The 24,530-nt window shown below is 48.0% G+C and carries 1 protein-coding gene; it reads left to right on the top strand.

Going from position 1 to position 24,530, the window contains the following annotated elements:
- Positions 1-122: 122 nt before the first annotated feature.
- Positions 123-24,419 (top strand): LEPR-XLL domain-containing protein, encoded by a 24,297-nt coding sequence (locus VEZ01S_RS03050; RefSeq protein WP_021712536.1) that lies wholly within the window; start codon positions 123-125, stop codon positions 24,417-24,419.
- Positions 24,420-24,530 lie beyond the last annotated feature (111 nt).

A 24,530-nucleotide genomic window follows, 5' to 3' on the forward strand; every position in this document is an offset into this window, starting at 1 on the left:
CCCCTTAAAGAACAAATAGATAGCACAGCTCTTTGAGCTGTGCATTTTTGCTTTTAGAAACGCAATAACCGCATAAAGCATATGGGTATCTGCGGTAGCAGAGCTCAAGGAAGGTTAAAGTTATGGATAGACAAATGGGCGCAAATCAATCATCAAAACAAAGCAGTAAGGCCATTTCACAACCTCGCTTAACGAGTTTGATGAACGGAATTAATCGTGCCATTAAGTCATCTCGCTGGGGGTTAACTCCTGCGCAAAATAATACTTTTGCCATTGAGCAGTTAGAGCCGAGATTGCTTTTATCTGCTGATCCTTTAGCAACCTTAGTCGCAGACTCCAATGACGTTACTTTGCAGGTAGTAGAGAATGCGTCGAGCGAGCAGTATATCCAGCTTATCAATAACAAAGACAATGGCGCAGTGTTGGGTGAGCGCAAGCTCGACAGTATTGGCGCGGCTAGCGTTATCACCATTACCGGTTCTGCTAGCGACGATACATTGACCGTAGATCAATCCTTCCTTGATCTGGGTGAAAGTAATTTTATTGTCCAATTTGATGGTGGTGAAGGCTCTGATACTGTGGCGCTAGGCAGTACGGTCGTCACCAGTAACTGGCAAATTAACGGCGATAACGAGGGTAACCTTGGTGACAATGGCACGGTGGAGTTCTTAAATACCGAAGCCATTGAAGCGACGCAAAGTGATGATTCTATCCATGTTTTAGCCGCTTTAAACAACAGTTACAACTGGCAAATAGACGCCGAAGGCGAAGGGGTTATTTCTACCTTAGATGACCAAGTCGGCGGCATTTTAGATTCTGCTAGCACCACGAGTATTAGCTTTAAAGGTTTTGATGAACTCGGTGGTAGTGGCAGTGATTACTTAGACTACAGCCTTTACAGCCAAGGTGTCACCGTTGACCTAGAAAATGAATTGGTGAGCGGTTTTGATAGCGTAACGGGCATGAATACGGTTATTGGCTCTGATTATGCCGATAGCTTTGTTGGAGACACCAACGACAACGTATTTGTGGTGGGCTTTGGCGATAGTGTCGATGGATTCGGCGGTTATGATACCGCTTTGTTTAGAGACACTGGCAGTACGGGCATCGATCTACAGGTTCAGACTGATAGTGACAATGCCGATGTAGATTATATCTATCAAGGCGGCAGCTGGGATGGCGCCACCTTTACTGAGACCGAAAACCAAAGCATTCGTTTATTCGATTTAGCCCTGCTTTCTGCCGAGGGTGGCAGTGGTGACAACTATTTTGATTTTTCAGCCTCTGAGCTTGATGTGCATTTGCTTGGCGGGGCGGGTGATGACTACCTAATCGGTGGCATCGGTGATGATGTCTTTATTGGCGGCGCAGGCAGTGACGCTATAGACGGCGGTGAAGGTAGCAACGAACTGATTGCGGTACGTGCTGCCAATGTAGTTTTTGATGGTGACACGCTTAAAATAGATGATACTGAAACGGACACCTTGACCGACATTGATAGCATCTATGTTAAGGCGTTATCCAATGACGATGATGTTAGCGGTTATACCCTAGATGCAAGGCTTGCCAATGATTACGATATCACTTTAGAAGGCACAGAACTCGCCGATAGCATTTATGCTTCAGCTTATGGTGATACCTTAATTGGTCTTGGCGGCGCAGACACCATTACCGCAGGTGTGGGCGTGGATACCGTGCAAGAAACCTTTGATGGCCGCGCGAGTGTGGCCGTGTCCCTTTCTGGTGTGGACTATGAGTTGGATCTGTCGCATGGCGAAAACGAAATCCTTTCTATTTCATTGCCGACCATCACCAGCGGCTCGGGCTACACCTTTACGATGCAAGTCGATGGACAAAGCATAGTCACTGATGAAATTGCTTGGGATGCTCGCGCCCGTGATGTGTCTCGCGCTATCGAAAAAGCACTGGATTTGGCCTACGGACAACTTATTGTTACCACCGAAACTGACGGCTTTAGCATAGAATTTGCTGGCCTTTATTCGGGCCAGCCAATGATTGAATCTATTACTTCGACAGGCAATGTTGTCACTTCAGTCTCTCAGACTGGCACTAAGGTTTTGGATACCTTAGTGGGCTTTGATGCCAATGATTATTTGGATATTGAAGGTAGCGTGGGCGCGGATGATGTCGATTTATCGGCATTTGCAGGTAACAGTAAAATTTCTACTCAGCAAGGCAGCGATACCATTGTTGGCGCACAAGGGATCAACCTGATTGATGCGGGCAGTGGTGACGACTTTATTTATGTCTCTGGTGAGTCAAACGACATTATTATTGGCGGCGAGGGTGAAGATACCCTGATTGCCGATATGAGCAGCAATACAGGCGCGGCGCATAGCTTTGATCTGGATAACGATATTCTGACCACGGACTTAGCCATCATCAATTTGTTGGGCATTGAAAGCGCCGAACTGATTGGCTCAGATGGTGATGATACCTTTGATGCTACCGACTTTTCGGGCTTATCTGAAACTACGGATATTAACTTACTCTCCGGTTGGAGTGATGTTAGCGATTTTTCCCTGTTATTTACCTTAGATGACGATAGCGCCGTTCTAGAAATAGACACCCAATCTGCGCAGACTCTTGAAGAGTTGATCGCCATGATCAACATCGCTGATGATCGAGAAACGGGAGCACTGTTTGCTTCGTTTGATCAGCAAAGCTCATCGCTATCGATATCGGGTCTGTCTGGATTAAATGTCTCAGGTGATGACACTTCAATTTTAACGGTATTAGGCTTAGACCCAGATACAATTTCAGGCTCTATGCTGACAGGGGTTAGCCTAAGTTTAATGGCCTCAGCGCAACTGAGCACTCAACGTGGTAATGGCGGCAGTGATACCTTTGTCGGTTCGCAAGGGGTGGATTGGTTTGCTATTGATGATGACGATTTATCGGTCACCGGTTTAGGCGGTTATGACCGCGTTTCTGCCTCTAGCACCGCTACTCACACTCAAGTTGATGTCGCAGATGATGCTTTAGTCTGGAAGGGCGATGCACAAACCGATAAAAGCGTTAGCCTAGATAGTATTGAGCATGCTGAAGTGATTGCCACCACTGGCGCCACTGTATTGGATGCCAGTAGTGCCAGTATTGACGTGACATTAGATGCGGCGCAAACCACCGCCGAGTTAAAAGGCAGTACTGGCATTAATGAATTTCGCATTGATGTAGGGGCGCGTGACGCGCTTGATATTGTAACCGTGACTCTATCAGACAGTGCAACCAGTAATGACGTGGTCTTTTATGGTGGCAGCGATGTTTTTGATGTTAACGACTTCAGCTTTGCCGCTATTACTGGCGATAACTTCTCTTTCGTTAATGAATCCAGTGGCGATTTAAACATGGATTCAAATGTCTTTTTAGTCGGTCAATCTATCAAATTTGAAGCAGGTGGCACTATCACTGTCAGCGCTGATGTTGAAACCGATGATAGCAGTGACACAGCAGGGGATATCAGCTTTTATGCTCGCCATATTAAGGTTGAAGATGGGGTTAATATTTCTGCGAAAGGCTTGTCACTAAGCCAAAATGGCGACATCAACATCATAGCGTCGGACTCAAGAAACGAAATCAAAGGCATTGGTTTTTATAACTATGATGATGTCAGTGCCAGCGTCACCATAGGCGCGGCAACCATTGAAGGTCGGGACGTTACAATTCTCGCCTTTGCCGAAACAAACCCTGATAGCCCAGTTAACTACGGTGGCGACACCATAGAATCTGATGAGCTGAGCATTAAAGACTTTAAAGTTGAGCTAGAAGGCTCTTCATTGTTCGTTGGTTATTCTCGCTCTGAGGTCGATACCACCATTACCATTGATGAAAATGCCATCATCAAAGGGGATAATGTCACCATAGAATCTCGTTCTATTGCTCGGGTTAAATCTGAACCCATAGCGATTTTGTTCTCGGTAGCGATCGGTAGTATTCGCTCTGATGCTAATGTCGAAATGAACGGCACAGTGATTGCCGAAGGTGATGTCTTGATCACCTCAAAAGTCGAAAACTACATGAAGGTGGCTGCAGAACCTTACTTTGGTTTCAAAGGCTTTGCCGCCAGTATTGCGGTTGGATTATTAGAAAGTGATTCCACTACTTTAGTCTCTGATTCTGCAATCATTATTGGCGAAGGAAATTTAGAAGTTTCCGCATACACTTCTGATTTTACTTATGTTGGCGCACTGAGTGATGCGGGTGCAAAAGGTAAGTTAGCCGCCAGTGTAGCTGTGCATATTGAACACGGTGACACTAATGCTACCCTAGCCGGTGATGTGATTGTAGCGGGTGATTTGACCGTTAGCGCTGAGCAAAAGCAAGGCCGAGTAGACGGCGTATGGGGCACAGAGGTTGAAGCCATCGTTGATCGCGTGCCAAGCATTCTGGATAACTTCAAAGACAAATATAAGCAAAAAGCCGCTAACGTATTGGCTAAGACCATAGTACCTGAATTTATAACTAAGCGTGTTGCCCCGGGCGATCGCTTAAAACCAACGAAGTTTACTCTGGGTATTGCGTTTGGTTATGCTGATGATACCAATAATGCTAATGCGTTGATTGGTCTAGTCGATAAAAGCTCAGATATTCAAGTGGGTGGCTCTTTAGAGCAAAACGCCAACGTAGAAAGCAGACAGCTGACTAGCGTGTCTTCAACCTCAAGTTCGGTATCGCAGACCTCACAGCTTGCAGGCTCAACAGGCACTAAGAGTGAGTTTAGCCAGGTGCCATTTGGCGGCGCTGTGTCGGTAATGATTGCGGACATGGATAACAATGCTAATGCATTGGTGCAGGGCAACACCAGTTTGGATGTGCTGGATAAATTTACCCTAGATGCTAAAACAGAAAACCTTACCGGCCTTATCAGCCCAGATACGACCTTTAAATACGTAAAACCTGATTACATTCAGCCAAGTGATATAGACACGGATTACACGGTTAACCCAGGTGACCTAGTCGGTTTTCATTACAAAGATTACGATTGGCAGCAAGCCAGTGAATCTCAGCAACCGGATATCGGTTACTTAGGCGCAGTGTACAAATACATTGGTGATGAACAACAAACCTTACGTCTAGCGAGCACCGATTTTAGTGATGTCAGCAAGTGGGAGCTATTGGGTGACAAGGTCACGAGCTTGCCAAGCCAATTGCTAGGGGGTGATTCTGATCTTTATCTCATTGATAACACCGTTAAGTCAGAAGCGGCAGGGGCAAAAGTCTCTATCGGCCTTAACTTTGGTTATTTAGATGTGACGCAAAATGCCAATGCGAAAGTTTTGGGCACCGTGCAGATCAACCAAAGAACCGACCTTGAAAATACCTTTGATGAAGTGGCCGAGGATACGTACCACCAGATAGTGGACGCATTTTTAGGTGACTTATCTGCGTCTAACCGCGATATCGCCATTAAATCGGATACCATCAATCAGCAAGTCGATTATGTGGGGTTGATGACGGCGACTAACTCAAATATCCCAATTTTAAAAACCATTTACGAGAAAACCGGTCAGTCAGAATCACTAAACGGCGCAGGTGTCAGCGTTTATATCAACAACGTGACGCTAAACAGTAAAGCGATTATTGAAGATGGCGCCGTGGTGTATGCCGATGATCTCAGTGTGGATGCAGATAGTAATGTCTTTGCCATTAACCTTGGTTATTCAGCCGGCTACGGTAAAGGTACCTTAGGTCTGTCAGGCTTGTTTATTAATAACATTGTCGACAGTAACGTGTACGCGCAAGTTGAGTCTGGCGTTGATCTTATGGTCGGCACGCGTATCACCAATATTGGTAGTGTTGAGCGCTTGAGCGTTACCGCTGATAACCGAGTGGACATTATTACCATTGCTGGAGGCGGTGCATCGGGCGGCGCAATTGGTGTGGGCGCATCATCAATTGTTAATATAGTGACTAAAGTAACCAAAGCTGAAATTGGCTCGCAAGACGCTGGTAGTCGCAGTGGTGATATTGATGTTAATGGCGATGTTAAAGTGGCGGCCAGTAGTGATGGGTTCATCATTGGCTCGGCAATTAGCGCCGCGTGGGCAACAGGTAAGGTGGCGCCATCGGGCGGTGACACCCCAGAAACCAATAACAGCGCGTACGGAATTTCGGTCTCTGGTGCGTTCATTTTTAATATCGTTGATCACACCACTTCCGCTTCTATTTATAACTTAAACAGCTTAAATGCCGAGGCGTTAACTCTTGATGCGACTGATAACGCGGGTGTGTTTGCTTTCCCAATCGCTTACTCAAGTTCAGAGGCGCAAAAGTTTGCTTTAGCGGCGGCCGGTATTGGTCTGCGCAATGATGTCGATGTAGATATTGATGCAGGTATTTCCGGCGTTAACAGTCTTACTTTAAATAATCTATCCATTGACGCTATCAACAACACGACTGTGGTCAGTGCCTCGGTTTCAGCGGCGCTATCGGGCGTTGCTGATACGCCTCCTGGCTCGAACAGCAGTAGCATTGCCATTACCGGTAATGTGTCAGTGAACAATGTGATTAACGATATCGATGCCTTCCTAATTGATGTCGATTCAGCCTCAATTAACGGCAAAGATAGCAATAATTTCGCGGTAGATATTGAAGCAAAAGATACCTCTGAAGTGTACGCGGTAGCGCTCGGCGTGGCTTATGCGGGCAACGGCACGGTGGCGGTGACTTATGCTGAAAACACCATTGATTCAGATATTGATGCCCTAATTAGCGGCGTTGATATGGACGTTGCGACAGGCAAAGTACGTAGCCAAGCCAACAGTGACGCGGATATTTTGTCAGTAGCGATTGGCGCAGGCGTTAGTAAAGAGACCTCGCCAAACTTTGATACTAAAGTGGGCTTATCGGTAGCGGCCGCAGTCAGTTACAACACAGTGCGCATGAATACTCGCTCTAAAGTGGTTGATAGCCTAATCACTTTGCCAAGCGAAGATTTAGACACATCGAGAATGGACGTCAAAGCGCATAACGACAGCGATATTATCGCGGTAGTAGTTGCGCCTTCTATTGGTTTACAAAGTGGCAGTGAGACAACAATTACCTTATCGGGCAGTGGTGCCTCGGTAGAAAATGAAGTGTATGGCGATACGATTGCGCAGGTTGATGGCACCACCATTGATCAATTTACAACGCTAAATGATGCATCTACAGCAGAGAACGGATTGTTTGTGAGCGCCGATGCCTCGGGTGATATTAGCGCCACGGTAGTATCTGCCTCTGTTGCATGGGCTGGTGCAACCACTGGTACGGGGGTCTCCGGCGGTATCGGAGTGGCATTAGCGGAAAACTCCATTGGTGGTGACAACGGCAATGCGAATGCAATTAGCGCCATCATTACCGATTCCAGTGTTGACCTAAGTGGCACGGTCGATACGTTTGCCAAAAGTAATCAAGAGATCACCGCAGTCGTGGTCGCAGCGTCAGTGGCGCTGGCTAACTCAAACGATGGAGTGGCAGGCGCATTAAGTGGCGTGGGCGCATCCACCGATAATACGGTGAAAATTGATACTACGTCGGGCATTACGGCTACCCAAGCGAATCATAGCGTGATAGCTGATTCGATTTCAGTAACAGCGCAAGACACCAGCACCATTACCAGTGCGGTGGTTGGCGCTTCTATTGCCGGCACTTTCTCGGCAACATCAGGCGCGGTCAGCCTAAGTATTGGGGTTGCGCTGGCGGAAAATGACATTGAAAACAACACGGTAGCCTTAATTGATAATGTCGATATTGGTGCAAGCGATGATAGAGCAGGCAATGTCAGTGTTTTAGCGACCACCAATGCCACCATTACCGCAACCTCAGTAGCGGCATCGTTTGCGCTAGGTTGGGGCTCTGGCACCATCAGCGCCAGTGGCGCAGGGGCCAATGCGGTGAATACCATCACGGGTAGTACTAGCGCGACTCTTGCGAATAGTGATGTATACAGCTCGGGTGACGTGTCAGTCTCGGCCACCAACACTTCAAAAGTTAATGCAGAAATTGCCGCGGTATCGGTTGCAGGTGCAGTCGGCACCGATGGCGGTTTAGGCGTCTCTGTGGGCGGCGCAGAAACTGAAAATAATATCGGAACCTCAGGCAATCGCTTAGGCGTTATTGCCAATATCCTGGATTCAGATATTGATGCGACAGGCAATATTTCGGTGACTTCTACCGCCGATCTGGATATTGATGCAGGCGTTGGTGCAGGTTCAATGGCGATTGCCGCAGGTGGCAGTGGCTTTGGCGTAGCAGCATCGGGTACGGGTGTTAGCGCGGTTAACAACATTTATTCTGATGTGGATGCGTATGTAGATAACAGCTCTGCTGCCAATCAAACCCTAAAAGGGGCATCACTGACCGTTAACGCAAGTAACGTCTCGGATATAGATTCTGTGGCAGCAGCGGCAACGGTGGCGGCAGGCTTTAGCTCTGGTGGCTCAGCGGCTATCACAGTTGGCGTAGCATTGGCTCGTAACGAGATAGACAATAATACCCGCGCGTATGTGGCAGGTGCTGATGTTGATTTAGCAACGGGCACATTAGATTTAGACGCTAGCACGGATAATACCATCGATACATTGTCAGTGGCGGCCTCATTAGGCATTGCCTTTGGCGCGGGTGGCGGCATTGCGGTCAGTGGCGCAGGTGCAAACTCTATTAACTCTATAAATGGCGAGACACTGGCCTACCTTGATGGAGCCGATGTAGAAAGTGCAGGCGCGGTAACCCTTGATGCTGAGAACGTTTCGGATATCACTGCAACGGTAGCGTCTGTGTCCGTGTCTGGAGGTGGTGGTTCAGGTGGTGGCGTTGGCGTATCCATTGGCGCATCTGTTTCTGAAAATGAAATAGGGACATCGGGCGATAAACTGGTTGTTGCATCCTATATTCACGACTCAAGTGTAGATGCCTCTGGCGCATTATCAGTGACTGCAAATGGTGAAATGACCATTACTGCCGGCGTTGGCGCAGGCGGTATGGCTGTGGCAGGCGGCTCTGGTGGCGGTCTTGCAGGTGCAGGTTCGGGCGTTGTGGCAACCAATGATGTTTATGCCCTAATTGACAGTTATATTGATAATTCTGGTGCGAGTAGCGCCAGCATAGACGCGGCAAGCATTGCCATTAGTGCAACCAGTGAGTCAACTATTACCGCAGAGCTCGGTTCAGCTTCATTAGGCATCGCAGGCGGTGCTGGTGGCGGTGGTACATTAACCATCGGTATTTCTATTGCTGACAATAGCGTGGATGTTGATACCTCTGCCTACATTAAAGGAGCGGGTGCGGTTGATAGCACCGGCTCAATTTCAGTCTCTTCTAGTGCAACTAACGATATTGACGCAACTTCTGTAGCGGCTACGGCCTCTTTTGCCGCAGGTGCGGGTGGTGGCGTATCTATCAGTGGCGCAGGCGCAGAAGCGGTAAACAGCATTTTTGGCGAAACCCAGTCGTATATTGAAAATTCACAAATTGATAGTGCCAGTAAGGTGGATATCACTGCCTCAGATACCTCTGATATTGATGCTACGGTAGTCGCGGTTGCGGTTTCTGGCGCAGGTGGTGCTGGTGGCGGTATCGGTGTGGCGATTGGCGCGGCGCTTGCGAGCAATAATATTGGTAATAGCGGCTCGCGTCAGAGCGTGCGCTCGTATGTGAAAAACAGCGGCATTAGTGCTACGGGTGTATTAAATCTAGATGCTGACGGCAACATGACGGTATTTTCCGGTGTTGGCGCAGGCAGTATGGCCATTTCAGGCGGTGCAGGTGGCGGTTTATCTGGCGCAGGCGCTGGAGTGAGCACAGTTAATGATATTTATGCCGATGTTGAAACCTATATCGACAATAGCTCGGCTTCTAGCAAGGTTATAGATACCGGCTCGGTCAGCTTAGATGCGGACAATACCACGTCAATTACAGCAGAAGCCGGAGCGGCATCATTGGCTGCTGCCTTTGGTGCGGGCGGCGGTGTTTCTTTAAGTGTCGGCGTAGCATTGGCGCAAAATACCGTTGATGCCAATACCTCAAGTTACATTACTGATGTGGGTGAGTTAAGCTGTGGCGATATTAGCGTTACCGCGACAACTGACAATACCATTACCGCGACCTCTGTAGCCGCGTCCATTGCCGCCGCAGGTGGCGTGGGTGGCGGCGTTGCCATTAGTGGCGCAGGCGCTGAAACGGCCAATTACATTTATGGTGATACCAGCGCCTATATCGCAAATAGCACTATTGGGGCGTCTAATGTCACAGTGGATGATGTGGATGTTACCGCAGAGAACACCTCTAAGATCACTTCAACCGTAGCGGCAGTGTCGGTCGCCGGTGCTGGCGGCGCAGGTGGCGGTGTCGGTGTTTCTCTTGGTGGCTCGGTGGCCATCAATGACATTGGTAAAGAGAGCGATCGCATAGTGGTGCAAAGCTATGTCGATAACAGTCAAGTGTATGCCACTGGCGATATGAATATTGATTCTACGCTGGACATGACCATTAATTCAGGGGTTGGTTCTGGCAGTGCTGCTGTGGTTGGCGGCGCAGGTGGCGCGGCCGTTTCAGGCGCAGCTGTGCGCGTTGAAAATGAAATGTATGCCGATGTTGATAGCTACATTAAAGACAGCTCACAAGTGAATGCCGCTGATATTTCAGTGACCTCTTCAAGTACGTCAGACATTGATGCGACAGCCGCCGCGGCAACCATAGCTGGCGCTTTTGTCCCTGTCGGGTTTGCCATCTCGATTGGCGCATCACGCGTAATTAATGTGGTAGACATCGACCTAAACAGCGATATCGACAACTCTGATTTAGATGCCAGTGGCGATTTCACGCTCACGGCAAGTTCAACCGATGATGTGAATACGCTAGGGGTAGCAGCTTCGGTTTCTCTAGGGCTAGGTTTTTCTGGCGCAGGGGTATTTGTTGAAAGTGAAGTCACGGGTGATATCAATGTTGGCATGACAGATTCGGATATCACAGTGACAGGCGATGGTGAAGTGAAAGCCCTTGCTAATGCTAAACAAACATCAAAAGCCTACGGCATTTCGGCTGGGTTTATTTCTGCCGGTGTGGTATTTGCCGATAGTGAAACCGATGTGGATACCTTAATTAGCATGTCGGCAACTGACTATCAGGGCGGTGATTTAACCGCGATTGCGAATGCCACTGAAAATAACTATGTACTGGCGGTAGCAGGTAGCGGCGGCGTATTAGCCGGTGCAGGCGTTGGCGCAGAGACTAAATCGACCAGTAATACCAAGGTAACGTTCGGTGATGAGTCATCGATTATCTTGGGTGAAAACTCAGGCACTGGCGTGTTAGACATTAAGGCCGAGCATATAGCGCAGTTTGATGCCAAGGTCGTAGTGGCATCGGGTGGTTTATTGTCTGGTTCAGGTGCTGAGATTGACCATGATATTACGGCCGATGTCGCCGTAGTATTGGGTGATGGGGCAAGCAGTAGTGATAATCTAGTGATTACCGCCTCTGACATTAATGTGGATGCCATTAACCGCGCTCAGAAAAATCAAAGTGGGCGAATCGATGTAGTAGCAGTTGGTCTTGCTAGCGCCGCTGGCGCAGACAGTCGCACGGTATTGGATATGGCAACCACCATTGATGTGGGTGACGATGCTGAACTTACTGCTTGGGGCACTGGCGATGATGACGGTATAGCATTAAATGCGTTAAATGATTTAGACATTACCGATAAAGTGGTTCTTAACGCCACTGGCGCACTGGCCGGTACGGGCGCAACCCTGAAAATCAGTGATGATGAATTACTAGCTAAAGTGCGCATTGGCGAGAACGCCGTGTTAGTTACTGAAGGTGATTTGCAGTTATCTGCCCGAGGTCAAGGCACGGCAGTAGGCAATGTTGAGGCAGATTCTAGCGGCGCGGTATCGGTGTCGGTCACCAACGCTACGGTCAACCTTACTCCTGTGAATACAGTATTGATTGATTTAGGCGCAGACATTACCTCTTATGGTGACGTGAATATCTCAGCCGGTACTGATACTGATTTCAATCGCGATGATTATAAAGTTCATGCGCTGATTGATAGCTTCTCCGATAGCGTTATTCCAATTGATGATGCGGGTGCATTTGCTACTTTATCGCAAGCTAACAGCATTGCCATTGCCGCGGGCGCACATGTAAAAACCGCGCGTCAAATGAACCTGCACTCAGAGCGTTTTGGCTTTGCCGATATGGACGCGCAAACCAAAACCGTCAACTGGGCATCGGCCATTGGCGGTACTGCCGACCTTGGCGGTGAGGTGACTATTGGCACTACAGGTACAGTCAGTAATGCCGGTACGCTGGAAACGGGTATTCGCCGTAATCAATCTATTGAATTTACCAGTTTAAATGATGACGGTAGCGTTAATGAGGTCAGCAAAACCGATGGCATTAGCTTCTCAACCTCAATTGAGGCACTGAGCTCAAGCTTATTTACAGACCTTGAGTATGCCGAAGAGCAGCTCTCTATCTTTAATGACGGTGAAGCCACTGATACCGATATCGAAGCCTTCTACAAATCTGAAATTGACCGCCTACAACAAGAGTTGCTAGCAAAAGGCTTGATGGACGTTACGCCAAGCGGTGAGTACTTCTCTATCGAGCTGTCGACCTCTGTGATTACCATTGACGACATTCATGCAGAAGCAGGACGCATTGATATTCGCTCTGGAGAATACGCCGATACCGGTACTGTACTATCACCGGGCGATGCGTCAGTTTCAATTATCAACCATACTCTTGCCTCGCTAGTGGTGAATGACATCACGATTCCGCAGGAAAATGGCGGGGTGTATCTCAACGGCGAAAGACAAGATGTCGGTACAGACGATGAGCCGCTTATTAGCATCATCAACGATGTGGATCTGGCTAAAGAGCAAGCCGAATTGGCGCTCAGCCTGCCAAACAATAATGCAGTACTGACATGGCCATCAATCACCTTAAACGGCGAAGTCACCAACCGCAGTGGCAAGCTTGAACTGAAAAGTTTAAGTGGTGAAGATTCAACCACACTAGGTAAAGGCGACATTAATATCTACGCTGATATTGATGTGAAAGAGCAAGTTGTGATGACGGGGGGGTCTACGGTAATAAGCCTTCCACCGGGTTCGGTGTATTCTGTGGATGGCGCTGAATACGCCAAATGGAATGCTGAGATTGGCAACAATGGTCTTGATGAAGCCTCTGATGCGGATATCGCCGATCTTATTGGCCGCTCAATTACAGGCCCTAGTATTTATGCAGATAATATTTCAATTACCGCTGAATACATCAATATCAATGGCAAAATTCAAAGTGGTAAAGAGAGCTTTAATCTCACCATTGACAAAGCGATGGAAGATACCATTGATGCGCTAAAAGCTAAGGGAGCGACCGGTCTAGTTCGCCTTGATGTGGCGAGCGAAGATTTCTCGGTTTTCTATGATGCCACTAACGATCAAATTGTAGTGGGTGACATGCGCGTTAGCGGTGGTTACATTGAGCTTGAAGGGCACATTTTAAACACCAATAGCAACTCTGAAATTGAACTGTTGGGTGGCTACGCTGATATCGATGTGGTGAACAATACCGACCTTGATGTGAAGATCCTTGGACTGGATGCATCACAACGCGGTAAAGGCACATTGATCATTCGTGATAAAGCCAAAGGCACATCCGATAATCCATTAGAAACCACCTACATCAAAGATGAAAATGGCGTAACGGTTACCACCAATGGCGTTGCTAGCACAGGTTCGGATGACATGACTTACGATCCGAAATCAGGCTGGCGTTATTCTTGGACTATGGGCCAAGAGCAATTTGAACGTCGTTACACCACAGAGGCCACCTCATCATGGTTAGGTATTGATGCCTTTGCTAAAGATCCCGATGACGTGGTATTTGATGGTGAGCCAGAGCCATTAGGTTCGCCAACGCTGCGTGGCGAAGGGGCTTATTTTGAATATGTACCGAGTGATTCTGATGAAGACTATACCTTTGATACCAACCATATTGAGTTGACGTCAGAAACCTCTTTAGTGCGTAAATGGACTAAGAGTACTTGGTGGGGTAAGAAAACCTATTACGCTAAATTTGTTAATGAAAGTAAGGTGCGTGATGAGTCAACGCACTCCATAAAAGCCGATTATGGCGTCACGATTACCTTTACCGGTAAAGAGCAAGGCTCTATCGATATCGTGTCCAATCAAGGCGGTGATGTGATAGTGCAGGGGGCGATTAGTAACACGGAAGGCACCACCACAATTACCACCAATGCCGGTATTTACACTCAAGCGACCGGTTCGGTCGGCGGTAAAGATATCGAGCTCACCGCTTCTTATATTGGCGGTGTCGCGCAAACTAATGTCGATGGCAGTATTGATGCTGCAAGCACCGCATTGCGCACCAACCTCAATAATGACGGTAACGGTGGCATTACGGCGCGCACCTATGGCGGGCGCATCAACATCGTAGAAACAGATGGTCCATTAGTGGTCAACAATATCACTTCTGCGGGCAGTTATGGTTTGGCTAATGATACTGGTGGCAACGTCTATCTTTCTGCTGTTGGTGGCATTGAAGCTGAGTCTGGCAGTAACGGCATTGTGCGCGGCGGGACGATCTTTATCAGCTCCGAAGCACATGTCGGTTCATCGAGCCAAGCCTTAGTGGTCGACAGTGGTGAAGGTAACAACGATAGCGTTACGGTATTGGCTATTAACGATATTTACCTCAGTGAACTTGATGGCGATTTACTGGCGAAAGAGATCAGCAGTAGCGCAGGTGATGTCACTATCAATGTCTCGTACGGCTCTTTGGTGGATGCCAATAATACCACTGCCAGAGATGAGCGTACTTATGAAGAGTTAAGTACTGGTCTATGGGAAAACCTAGGGCTGATTGCAGGCAGTGACTCAGCACAAGATAAAATTGATAATGTGATTGATGCCTATGTGACCGCGCGTGAGATGGAGTACAGCACCTATTGGAACATCCGCAATGGTCAATTTGACGGCACTTATACCGCAGGTGAAGAAGTCAGCTTATCGGTGGATGAAGAGGCTTATTACCGCGAGGTGTATCAAGCAATTGGCACCGAAGACGGTCTGACGGGCGATGCACTACAAACCTTTGTTGATGATGCTATCCAAACCTTAGTCAATAAGCGCACCGCAGAATATCATGCACTGCACGCCTCTTATGGCGGTGAAGCGTACGATTCTGAATACGAGTATCAGCTAAGTGATGAGAAACGCGCTGAACTTTCAGGTAGTGTGCATGTGTGGACGGAAGATGAACTGACCAACCTGATCAGCGGCAGTTTGCTAAAACCGATCACCAATACTCAAGCCACTATTGAAGACGCTAATATCTCAGCTGCGGGCGATATTACCATTGTCACTAAAGACGACATCGGTACTGCGGTAGGCTCAGTTGAAATCGACCTTGATGGCGATTACACCGACGATGAGCGAGTGCAATTGGCCGCCGCGGAACGAAACGATGTGTACTTCTTATTAGAAGAGCGCGCGCAAAACGTCGAAGTAAATGTGATTGAAGCCGATAGCGGTGATTCGCTAGTACGTGCTAGCGGCAGTTGGATTGCTGATGGTTTTGTGAGTGGTATGCAAATCCGCATTGCAGGTGACAGTGGCAATGCTAACGATGAAGGCAGTTTCTATGAGATTGCTGCGGTCACAGCAAGCACAATGACGCTGACCTCCAGTGCATTAAGTGTAGAAATTGCGGTGACCATGGATGTGGCGGCAATCAGTAGTACGCCAGATTTAACCACCTTAATTAATACGCAAAACGAAAACTGGGCAAGCCTTGGCTTAGTGCAAGATAGCTTTGTTTCGATTGGCTCTGACATCTATCAAGTGAATCGCATTGCCGAGCAGGTGATGGATTTAGAAGAGGTTGACCCAAGTATTGCCTCATCGGTAGTGGCACTGGATGCGGGTGATTATCGCATTGCCAATGTGAACAAGATTGTGATTGACCAGCGTGAAGACATTGATGTGTTGGTTGCGGGCGTGATTAGCGCCACAGCGAGCGGCAATGTGTATTTAGGCTCTGAGCAATCCATGGCGATTGGCTCAGTCTCTGGTGATAATGTTCGCATCAAGTCCAAACAATCGCTGACCGACACCACAGGTACAGCCGCTTCGATTTCTGCGAGCAGCACCTTAATTCTTGAGGCAGGCTCAGGCGCCATTGGTAGCGCCAGCAATCGCATCAATATCGATTTAGGTGATGATGCCACTTTGACCGCTCGCGCCGAGCAAGATATCTATATTACTGAGATCAACTCAGACCTCAATATTGCCACCATCTATTCAAGTGGCGGCAAGGTAGATTTGCAGGCGTTAAACGGCTCTATTCTAGATAGCTTTAACCATGAGTATGAGAATATTCGAGCGCAAGATATTACCTTGACCGCAGAGGCGGGCAGTATTGGCGCATTAGGTAATCTTCTGGATATCAATCTAACCGGCGGAGTATTAAATGCGACGGCGCAGAACGATATTCGCATCAATGAAACTGATCAAAACCTAGATGTTGACCATGTTGAGTCTGCACAAGGTGATGTTGAGCTTGCCGCGCATCTCGCTATTTTGGATGCGGTAGCCGATGATGCTTCCGAGATTGCCGATATTATCGGCGCGAGTATCTCGCTGACCTCTCGCTTTGATACCGTTGGGCAAATTGGTAACGACATTGAAGTGGATTCTGGTTCAACTCAAGGTGAAAACCTAACGGTATCCAGTGCCAATAATACGCACCTTACCGAAACTCGCGGTGACTTATACCTAAATACCATTCAAACGGGCGCAGCGGCGATTGCCTTTATTGCCGCGCCAGCCGGGCGCATCTTAAATGACAGTGCCAGTGGTAATAACGTCATTTCTGGCAAAACCTATCTATTTGCTTCCTTAGACATTGGTAGCAGTGACAAAGCACTCGCGACGCAAGTTGGCAATATTCAAGGCCAATCTACAACAGGTAGCACCTATATTGAAAATACCGGTGCGCTGAATGTTGGTGGTGTAGTGGAAGGTATCTCTAGCGGATTTAGCGCCGGCGGGGAGATCAATATGATCACTCGCAGCCCGCTGACGGTTACGCAAAGCATGACTGCCCAGCAGAATATCAACCTAACCTCTACTGATAACTCCGACTTTGATGACATTAGCATTGTCTCAGGGGTGAGCTTACAAACCTCGCAAAACATCAACATTAATTCCGGCGATGGCTTTACCTTACAATCAGGCGCAGCCCTGCAAGCTGACCTTGATATCAATGTGCAGATAGACTGTGGCGACACAGGCGATCAAGATGCCAATGTCGGCGCAAGCATAGATATTCAAGGTACAATGACCTCAGGTGGTGATATTAATCTATCGGCTGGTGATGACCAAGATAACTTGGTTATTCAAGGCAGTTTGGATGCCAGCAATATTGTGGTGAACATGGGCGCAGGCAGTGATTCTGTGCTAGTGGATACTCAAACATTGCTTGGCGATACTCGTATTAACACTGGCAGTGGTGATGATGAGATTACCATCAATCAGCTGAACACTCGTGAAGATGCGCTAGTGCTTGATGGTGAAGGCGGTACTGATAGCTACATTATCAATCGCAGTGGCAGTGACAAAGATTACGTTATCGATGTGCAAGATTCGGGCGCACAAAACGATGGCGCCGATGTACTGACCTTAAACGGTTTGGCCAGCGATGACATTTTCTTAATTCGCGCCAACTTTGTAGCCGCTCTAAATGATGACGGTAATGGCGGTTACAGCGATGCTGTTGAGCGCATTAACTACGATGGCAATATCAATGCACGCTTGATCATCAATGGTCTAGACGGCGCAGACAGCTTCTACAGTGACGATACTGGAACCATAGTCACCTTAGACGGCGGCGCTGGTAACGATTCATTCCAAGTCGGTCAGCTATTTGGTAGCGATCGTCAAGCTTCACTAGGTACGGTTGCCGCAGGTGATGAGATTGAAACCACCGAAACTACGCTGGGCTTCTTGAGCCGAGGTAATAGTCTACCGATGATCATTTACGGCGGCGATGGTGAAGACAGCATCAAGGTGTACTCCAACAAAGCGGTCACTAAGTTGTACGGTGAAGCGGGCGATGACAGCTTTGTGGTACGTGCTTTCCTACTCGCTGATAGCGGTTTAACCAACAACAGCGTGGATGTGGAACTGTTTGGCGGAGAAGGTGCTGACACCATTGAATACAGCATTAACGCAGCGCTGAAAATTGATGGCGGTGCAGGTAGCGATAAGGTCGTGGTGCTAGGCACAGAAGGTGATGATAACTTTATGATCACCGAAGATGGCATCTTTGGCGCAGGTTTAAATATTGGTTATCAAGGGGTGGAATTTGCCGAGCTTGATGGTCTTGAAGGTGATGATACTTTCTATATTTTAAGCACTAATGCGGATGTCGAAACCACCATCATTGGCGGTCTGGGCGCAGATGTATTTAACGTAGCCAGCGATGTGACTCAGCCAATTGTCTCTTACTCTGTTGAAGGTCGCAGCAGCTTTATTAACCACAGTGTGTTTAGTGATGATGACGCCTATAACGGCATCTTTGTTGACGGCGTTTCGCTTAATGTAGCCAGTGAAGAAAACGGCGCTATTGCGGTGAGTTCGCAACAGTTGACGGTAGATGAAGACAGCCTGACTGACAGCTATGACCTCTCTTTGAGCATTGCTGAGCCGAATGTCGCGACTGTCGCTTACGTTACGGTATCGGCGGCGCGCGCCTCTAGCAGTGATAAAGACAACACCAATGGTCAAGCAGCCAGCATATTGGTATCAACCGATAACATTAACTTCTATGAGTCATTGGTTGTGACTTATGAAAGCGGCGTGAATTGGCAAGATAATACCACTATTTATGTGAAAGCCATCGACGATAGCGCGATGGAAGGCGAGAGCGAATATGTCATTAGTCATAGCGTGAGCAGTGATAATCCAGACTTTGATCGTCTTGATATTGCCAACGTAGTGGTGAATGTATTTGATAATGACCAAGCCGATATCATCTTAATGCCACAAGGTAGCGACCAAGTCACCGAAGGCGGTACAAGCGCCGTGTTTGATGTGCGCCTTGCCACTGAGCCAGAAGTAGGTGAATTGGTAACGGTTTCTCTAAGTGAGATACTTGGTGACAACCTGCTTTCTCAGCTATCACTGAGCGATACAGAGCTAGTATTTGACCATAGCAACTGGTCACAAACACAGAGCTTTAGCGTCAGTGCTATCGATGATAGTGCGGTAGAAAATCTGTATCAGGGCAGCATTAAGCTCACCACAACCAGTACCGCGACTGATTCGCAATACAATCAATTAGATGATACTGAGCAAGTGCTGTTTGTGACAGATAACGACAGCGGCGCGGTGATTGTGACGCAAACCGACGGCTCAACCTTAGTCAGCCAAACTGAAACCGATGAGTACAGCTTAGTACTGAGTAAAGCGCCATCGGCTACAGTTACGGTCAATCTATTAAACGACGGCCAAACTCTGTTTAGCAGTGAAGCCCCTAGATTTAATGCCGATGACAATACCGTGAGTTTTGATGCCAGCAATTGGGATCAGCCGATTAGCATTACCTTATCTGTGAATGAGGATTATCAAGAGCAAGCAGGACAGCCAGTACAAAATCCGCCATTGCAACCGCATACGTTGACCGGTATTCAAGGCAAATTGATTATCGAAGGGGGCGTGCCGCAAGGTAAAGCTCGCGCTCTTAGTGTGGCCATCATGCTACCAAGTGAAACTGACAGCGAACTGCCAATTAAGAACATTGAAGTGAGCGAGGTTCTGCAAACGGATGTGCTGAATATCTTTAACGATGGCAGTTTAGAAAATGACAGCGGTATCCTTTCTGATACTAGCCTTACTGGTTTAGGTATGGGCGTAGGCATTGAGTATGCCGATGTTGAAGTGGTGGAACTGCTATTAGGTCAAGGCGATGACAACCTAACGATTACCGATACAGCAGCGGACGTGATTACCGTAGTCCACGGCGGTGGCGGTAGCGATACCCTCAGCGTAACGGGCAGTGATGCGGATGGCGTGCTGATTTTATTGGGTGATACCACACAAAATGGCTTTACCTATAATGCCACATCCGATGAAAAAACCGATAAGGCGCGTGAGTTTAGCAATCCGGGTAACGACATTATAGATGCGTCAGGCGCTGGTGGCTCTGTCACTATCTTTGGCGGTCAAGGCAACGATACCATCACAGGCAGTGAATTTGGTGACCACCTTGCAGGCGGCTCAGGCAATGACCAGATTTTTGCTCTCGGCGGCGATGATCATATCTATGGTGATGCTGGTTTTAATATCGATATCACCACCAGACTGGATTTAAGCACGCAGATACTCAGCGTGGTGAATCTTGCCGATGTGGAAATGGATAATCTTGATACTTCCGATAGCTTAGTGGTCGGTAATGACCGCATAGATGCTGGCTTTGGTGATGATATCGTGATTGCCGACAAAGGCGTCATTAATCAATCCCCTAATATCAACCGCATTCTTTCCACATCCTTGAGCGATGTCACTAGCATTAGCAATAGCGGCTTTACGCTAGGCGGTGAAGACAGCGTGCTAGGCAGTGCAGGCAACGACATTATCCTCGGCGGTAACGACCAAGATATGATTTCGGGCGGAAATGGTGTTGAAGGCGTGGCAGTTGTTGGTGTAGACAGCGATATCATTTTAGGCGACATGGGTAGCGTGCTTATAGATGCAGGCTCGGTGAGCTTAATTAGCACTTCCGATACCAACCATGGCGCTGATGATGAGATTTACGGCGGTCAAGATGATGACATTATCCTAGCCGGCGCAGGCAGCGATTATGTTGAAGCAGGCGCAGGTAATGATTGGGTGCTAGGTGACTTTGGTGAAGTAGACCTTAGAAATAGTGCCATTATCTTAAAAACGGAACAAGGTGATGAGTATGCCTTCGGTGACGATGAGATTCATTTAGGCACTGGCGCAGATAGCGTATTGGCAGGTTTAGGCAGTGACATCATCACTTCGGCCTCGGATGACACCCATGTTATTGCCGATAACGGCACATTGACCTACAACGGGCAAGGCATACTGCAAAGCGCCATTTCTACTGACGCACATTTAGGTGGCAATGATTCAATCACACTTGGTGATGGACAAAACCTAGTTATCGCAGGCTTTGGTGACGATACCATTACTACAGGCAGTGGCGATGACGCCATTATCGGTGATAGCGGCAGCGTACAGCTTGTCGATGGCGTCATTCGTAGCATGCAAAGTAGTGATACTGACAACAGCACTGCGGGCGCTGATACCATTTCGGTTGGCGCAGGCTCAGATAGAGTCATCGCTGGCCTTGATAGCTTCTTGGAAGAGTATGTTGAAACGCCAAATGGCATCGAAATGGTCACGAGCTTTAACAGTGACAGCGTACAATCAGATTCTGGAAACACCCACGTTCTGGCGGATAATGGCATTCTTACCTACAACGCCGCTGGCATTTTAGTGAATGCAAAGTCCACAGAGGAATCGATAGGTGGCGACGACACCATCACCTTGGGCGTTGGTGACAATCTAGTCATTGCAGGCCTTGGCACTGATGACATCACTACCGCTGAAGGTAACGATATTATCGTGGCGGATAACGGTGAGGTGAGCTTTAACGACCTAGGCATTTTAATCCAGGCTAATTCGACGGCAGTAGAGCAAGGCGGTGATGACTCAATCGATGCAGGCAATGGCAACAATATTGTAATTGCAGGTCTAGGTAACGATGACGTTATAACAGGCACTGGCGCAGATACCATTATCAGTGACAACGGCGAGCTTAACTTCAACGATGCAGGTGTACTGCTAAGTGCAATATCTGCAGCTGTAGAACTGGGCGGTGATGACTTTATCAATACCGGCGATGGTGACAACCGTGTGATTGCAGGTCTTGGCAACGATGAAGTGCTAACAGGCAGTGGCGCAGATACCATTATCAGTGACAACGGCGAGCTTAACTTCAATGATGCAGGTGTACTGCTAAGCGCAATATCTATTGCTGTAGAACTAGGCGGTGATGACTTTATCAATGCTGGCGACGGTGACAACCGTGTGATTGCAGGTCTTGGCAATGATGAAGTGCTAACAGGCAGTGGCGCAGACATCATTATCGGTGACAACGGCGAGCTTAATTTCAATGATGTAGGTGTACTGCTAAGTGCAACATCGACTGCTGTAGAACTAGGCGGTGACGACTTTATCAATGCGGGCGAGGGTGATAACCGAGTCATTGCAGGTCATGGCAACGATGAAGTGCTAACAGGCAGTGGCGCAGACATCATTATCGGTGACAACGGTGAGCTTAACTTCAATGATGCAGGTGTATTACTAAGCGCGACATCTACAGCTGTTGAACTAGGCGGTGATGACTTTGTTAATGCAGGCGAGGGTGATAACCGAGTCATTGCAGGTCATGGTAATGATGAAGTCATAACAGGCAATGGTGCGGATATCGTTGTTGCTGATAACGGTGTGATGTCTTTTGATGATGTGGGCACTTTGCTAAACGTTGAATCTACCGCGCTAGAGTTCGGTGGCAACGATGCGATTATAGCAGGCAATGGCGACAACATCGTGATTGCAGGCTTTGGCCGTGATGAGGTAGAAACAGGTAGCGGCGCGGATGTGGTGTTTGGTGATAACGGTCAGCTAGATCTTATCGATGGCGTAATTCGCAACATGCAAAGCACTGACCAAGACGAGAGTACAGCAGGCGATGATGTGATTGCATTAGGCTCAGGAGATGACCGTGTAATCGCAGGCTTAGGAGATGACTCTGTTGTTTCAGCATCTGGCGATACTCAGCTTATCGCTGATAACGGCGTGCTTACATACAACGCCAACGCGATTTTAACCTCAGCTCGCAGTACGACCGACGAGCTAGGCGGTAATGACAACGTCAGATTAGGTGAAGGCGATAATCTAGTGATTGCAGGTAATGGCTCTGATGCCATTACAACAGCCAACGGCGTAGACATCATTATTGGTGACAATGGGCAAGTGAGTTTTGATGAGCAAGACGTCTTAGTACAAGCCAAAACCACATCATTGTCACTGGGCGGTAAAGACACTATTGATGCCGGTAATGGCGTCAATTTAGTGCTTGGCGGCTTTGATGATGACACTATTACTACCGGTGATGATAACGATATCGTGGTCGGTGATAACGGTGAAGTTGATTTTGTTGACGGCGTACGCAGGTTAATTACTAGTAGCGATACTGAAAATATGACCGGTGGCGATGATCTGATTAGCCTTGGCGCAGGCCAAGACCATGCTATCGCGGGTGTCGGGCAAGATGAAGTACGCAACGCATCAGGTGAAAGCATCATCATTGGTGACGACGGTTATATCAGTAATGATGCCAACGGTCGTTATATCGAAGTTGCAACAGGTGACTCAGAGCTTGGCGGTGATGACATCCTGTTTGGTGGTAGCGATAGAGATATCATCTTTGGTGGCTACGGCGCAGATCTGATAAACGGCGGCGCAGGTAATGACATCTTAGGTGGTGACGGTTCAAAAGTTGCTCGAGAAGAAGACGGCACCATTGTCTTTGAAGCCATTGACCTATTTGAAGGTGGCGCAGATACCTTAATTGCAGGTGATGGACAAGATTACTTGCAAGGGCACAATGGCAGCGACTTCTTCTACGCTAACCTAAGTGATGATGTATTGGTCGGTGAATATGGCCGCTTTACCTTTGTCGAGCTAGACGGCGAGGCGAGACCTGAATCAATTGTTTCACTAGCGAAAGGTCAGCTTGATTTAATCAGACACTTGCAAACTGGCTTGTTTAGCGGTTACGCCGATGAGGTTTACTCTCAATCAGCGTACAGCGACATCGCGAAAGAGCGAGCTTCTGAAGGGGCGCAAGTTGAGGCTCAATTCACTCTAGAAGCGGAATTAGCCTTTGCCGAAATGGGCACCATGTTCTTACCAACCAGTTCAGGTGGCGGCTCTACAACAGCGCAGACACAGCCAAGTGAAACGCAACCTCAAGCACCTGCTGAAGATGCAGAAGAGGAAGCTATTGCAGAGCCTGAGCAAGAAGCAACACAGACACCAGAGGCAATAGAAGCCGCGGTTTCTGAGGCTATGATTGTTGAACCATTTATGAACGCGCAGTTTGCGCCAATAAACGGTGCACCACAGTCTATCGATATTAGTGCTGAGCAAGAGACGCAACAATCCGATGAAGGCATTGATTTGGATGTGGCAGTAGCAAGCCTTGTGGGCGCATCGAGCTGGATTGTGGCTAAAACGTCTAATCCTCGTCAGAACCATACTCCAAAGATGCAAGCAGGCTTGCGTAAAGGGTAATTGTATAAAGTGCTGTGGGTAAAAATATCTGCAGCATCAAGTGGTTTGTTTTGGTGTGATAAATACAAAGGAGCTCATTTTGAGCTCCTTTGTTATATTGAATATAGGTGA

It is taken from the genome of Vibrio ezurae NBRC 102218 (assembly GCF_000467185.1).
Classification (GTDB): Bacteria; Pseudomonadota; Gammaproteobacteria; order Enterobacterales; family Vibrionaceae; genus Vibrio; species Vibrio ezurae.